We start from the raw sequence: 3,860 nt of genomic DNA on the forward strand, positions 1-3,860 counted from the left end.
AAGATGCTCCAGCCAGAAGGGGCGGCGCTCGGCGCCGCTCCGCGGGTCCGGTTCTACCCCGAGCGGCGGGACCGCTATCCCGGCTGGCTGGACGAGCGGGGGCAGGCGGCGCTCGGCCGGCTGTCCCGCGATGCGCGGCTCTTCGCGGCGCCCGCGACCGATCGTGCGGGCGTGGCCGCGGTGCTGCGCCTGGGACGGCGTCTTGCCGCCCTGGACGACGCCGCTTTCGACGCCGAGATCGTCGAGACGCGCGCCCGGATCCGCCGTGCCGGTCCGACCACCTCGGCGCTGCGCGAGGGCGTTGCGCTCGCACGCGAGGCAAGCGCCCGGACGTTGGGCCTCCGGCAGAGATCGGTGCAGATCCGCGGCGCTTTGGCGATGCTCGACGGCCGCCTGATCGAGATGGATACCGGCGAGGGCAAGACCATCACCGCCGGTCTCGCCGCTGCCGCCGCGGCGCTCGCAGGCACGCCGACCCACGTCATCACCGTCAACAACTACCTGGCCGAACGCGATGCCGACACGCTGCGCCCGGTTTACGAACGCCTCGGGCTCACGCTCGGCGTGATCCTCGAGGACATGAGCCCCCAGGATCGCCGCGCCGCTTATCTCTGCGATCTGACCTACGGGTCGAACACCGAGATGGCCTTCGATTACCTGCGCGACAGGATCACCTTTGGCGCCGAAGGTCCGCAGGCCCTTCGCCAGAGGCTGGCACGGGTGGCGTCCGGGTCCAGGGACCTGTCCGAGCCGGTGATGCGCGGCCTGCATTTCGCCATCGTGGACGAGGCCGACAGCGTTCTCGTCGACGAAGCCAAGACGCCTCTCATCATCTCGAAACAGACCGATGCCGCCGAGGAAGCCGCCTGGGCGGGCCGCGCGCTGGACCTGGCGCGGAGCCTCGAGAAGGGCCCGCATTATGCGCTCGAGGCCGACGAGCGCCGCGTGCGCCTCAAGGAGGCGGGGCGCGAGCGCCTGACCGAGCTTACCGAGGGCGAGGACGGTCTCTGGCAAAGCCGCATCCGCCGCGAAGAGGTGATCCAGCAGGCGCTGGCGGCGCTTTTCGTCTTCAAGCGCGGCGAGCATTACCTGGTGGCCGACGGCAAGATCGAGATCGTCGACGAATATACCGGGAGACTGCAGCCGGACCGGTCCTGGTCGGACGGCATGCACCAGCTGATCGAGGCCAAGGAAGAGGTCGAGATCACGCCTCAGAACATCGCCGTGGCGCGGATGACCTACCAGCGGCTCTTCCGGCGCTACGTGAAGCTCGCGGGCATGACCGGAACCGCGCGCGAGGTCACGAACGAGCTCTGGTCCGTCTACGGCCTGAAGACCAGCCGCATCCCGCCGCACAAGCCCTCGAAGCTGCGCTACCGGGTGCCGCGCGTGCATGGCTCGGTCGAGGCGAAATGGCGGGCCGTCGTCGCGGAGACCCGGACCGAGGCCGCCCGCGGTCGCCCGGTGCTGATCGGGACGCGCTCGGTCTCGGCCTCGCAGGCGGTGTCGGCGGCTTTGAGTGCCGCGGGCTTCGAGCATCGCGTGTTGAACGCCGAGACCGATCACGAAAGCGCCGAGATCATCGCCGAGGCCGGGCAGGCGGGGCGGATCACCGTCGCGACCAACATGGCCGGGCGCGGCGTCGACATCGCGCTCGGGGAGGGCGTGCGCGAGGCCGGCGGCCTGCACGTCATCCTCACCGAGCGCCACGACGCGGGTCGGATCGACCGCCAGCTTGCGGGCCGTGCCGGACGGCGCGGCGAGCCGGGCACGGTGGGCCAGCACCTCTCCCTTGCCGATCCGCTTCTCGACGCGATCTCCGCGCCGCATCTGCGGGTCCTGAGCTATCTGCCGCTGATCGGTCTCGGACCGCGGCTCAAGCTCTTCGACCGGGCGCAGGCGCGGGCCGAGCGTATCCATGCGCGGATGCGCCGCGATCTGGTCCGGCAGGATCGGCGGCTCAACTCGATGTTGTCCTTTACCGGAGGTCTCGAATGATCCACCGCACCGCCTGCCTGTCGCTTCTGGCGCTGGTCGCCTCACCGGCTCTGGCCGACAGCTTCGACTGCCTGATGGATCCGGCCGAGATCGTGCGTCTGGGGAGCCCGGTCGCGGGGCTTCTAGAAGAGGTCAGCGTGTCGCGGGGGGACGCGGTCGAGGCGGGGCAGGTCGTCGCGCGCCTGTCCTCGGCGGTGGAGCAGAGCACGGTGGATCTGCTGGCCACGCGCGCGGCCTCGACCGACGTGATCGACGCGCAGCGGCGTCAGCTCGAGATGATCGACAAGCGCTATGCCCGGATCGAGACGCTGCGCCAGCGCGGCGTCGCCACTGAAGAGGCCTTCGACCAGGTCGAGGCCGAGCGCATCGCGGCGCAGAGCCTCTTGATCCAGGCCGAGCTGAACCGTGACATCGCGCTCAAGGAACTGACCCGGGCCGAGATCGCGCTTGGGGAACGCGCGATCACCAGCCCGGTGGACGGGATCGTGTCCGATCGGGTGCTGACCGCGGGCGAATATGTCGGGTCCAGCGACCATGTGCTTGAAATCGTTCAACTCGATCCCCTGAAGATCGAGGCCTTCCTGCCGGTGGCGATGTTCGGCTCGGTCTCGGTCGGGGACAGCGCGGTGGTGCGTCCGGCGGCGCCGCTCGACGGGGCGTTCCCGGCGGTCGTGACCTCGGTCGACCGGGTCTTCGACGCGGCCAGCGCGACCTTCGTTGTGGTCCTGGGATTGCCCAATCCCGACGGTGAGTTGCCCGCCGGGCATCGCTGCACGCTGGAGATCGCGGGCGGATAAGTCCCGAGGCTTCCGGGCCGTGACCGCGATGTCATGTCCTGTCCCAGATTTCGACAAAAACGCGAGCTATCGGGTCCGGGGACAACCGGGAGGCCTGCTGTGACGACATTCGAGACGTTCGACTGGGAGAGCGGCGATACCGACACCGCCATCGCACTGGTGCGGGAGGGCACGACCCGGCAGATCAATCAGCTCGGGCGGTTCTACAATTGGGATTACGCGCCGGTCGAGGTTCTGGGCGCGGTTCTGGACCGGCCCGATTGCTCGCTCGGGACGGCGCTGACCATCTTTGTCGCCGCCGAGCCCGGGTATTACGAGGCCTTTGCGCCCGACGGGGCGGGGTGTCCCTCGCCGCAGATCTTCGCGTTCCTGGTAAGGTTGCGCGACCGGATCAACGCGGGCGATTTCGTGGACGACCCCGAAGACAGTCCCGAACACCCGTGGCTCCTGACGCGCTACCTGTCGTCCGAGGACGGGCCGGAGCGGATGTTCACGCTCGATCCGGCGCGGGTGTCCGGGGCGCTGTCCCGGCCGAGCCGCGACGCGGCGCGACAGGAAGACGGGCATGTGTTCGAGCTTCATAGCGCTCTCGATCTGTTTGCCACGATGCGCGCGACCCAGGCGGGAATCGAGGTCGAGCTGGACGCGCGGCGCGGTCCTCTGGCCCGGCTGTTCCGGCGTCTTTTCGGTCGAAATCGGTAAGGCGGGAAACGTCCCTCCGAGGAGATTTGAGCCGCTTAGAGACGGCTGATGTCGCACGGGCGACTCATCTGTCGCCAACCAGCTCCCGAAGGCCCGCGATTCGGGGGGAATCGGGTCGCCGGACCGCTCGCGGCGATGGCTCAAATTAACGAAAAAAATAGCTTGGAACGCATCTTAAGGTCGATTCGGGTTATGCGCAGCTGAAACGCCTTGGTAAACTCGCGGTGCTGCACACTCACCAGCGTATCTCAGTTTAGCCCCGTTTTGACCTGCGTTATCGACGCAGAATGCAGGCCTATGCTTTTTGGCTTGTGCGAATTTCGTCGCGCAAGTCCTTGAAATATATTGATTAGGAGATGAGGG

Annotated in this window: 3 protein-coding genes; all 3 read left to right on the top strand. The window is 68.0% G+C overall.

Features of this window, described 5'->3' with window-relative positions:
- The first annotated feature begins 3 nt into the window (after window positions 1-3).
- The 3 genes from ACFQ4E_RS13120 (at window position 4) to ACFQ4E_RS13130 (ending at window position 3,497) form a co-directional block, all read left to right on the top strand.
- On the top strand, window positions 4-1,998 hold the full coding sequence (locus tag ACFQ4E_RS13120) for a preprotein translocase subunit SecA (protein WP_386804268.1): 1,995 nt from the start codon (window positions 4-6) through the stop codon (window positions 1,996-1,998).
- Complete coding sequence (locus tag ACFQ4E_RS13125) at window positions 1,995-2,795, top strand: efflux RND transporter periplasmic adaptor subunit (RefSeq protein WP_386804269.1); 801 nt, start codon at window positions 1,995-1,997, stop codon at window positions 2,793-2,795. The genes ACFQ4E_RS13120 and ACFQ4E_RS13125 overlap by 4 nt, the downstream gene beginning before the upstream one ends.
- 99 nt (window positions 2,796-2,894) lie before the next feature.
- On the top strand, window positions 2,895-3,497 hold the full coding sequence (locus ACFQ4E_RS13130) for a hypothetical protein (RefSeq protein WP_386804271.1): 603 nt from the start codon (window positions 2,895-2,897) through the stop codon (window positions 3,495-3,497).
- The last annotated feature ends 363 nt before the right edge of the window (window positions 3,498-3,860 follow it).

The organism is Litorisediminicola beolgyonensis, from assembly GCF_042679605.1.
Taxonomy (GTDB): domain Bacteria; phylum Pseudomonadota; class Alphaproteobacteria; order Rhodobacterales; family Rhodobacteraceae; genus Litorisediminicola; species Litorisediminicola beolgyonensis.

Bases quoted from the DNA above. Each gene is read 5' to 3' on its own strand.
- ACFQ4E_RS13120 (WP_386804268.1), top strand. From the start codon at position 4: ATGCTCCAGCCAGAAGGGGCGGCGCTCGGCGCCGCTCCGCGGGTCCGG.
- ACFQ4E_RS13125 (WP_386804269.1), top strand. From the start codon at position 1,995: ATGATCCACCGCACCGCCTGCCTGTCGCTTCTGGCGCTGGTCGCCTCA.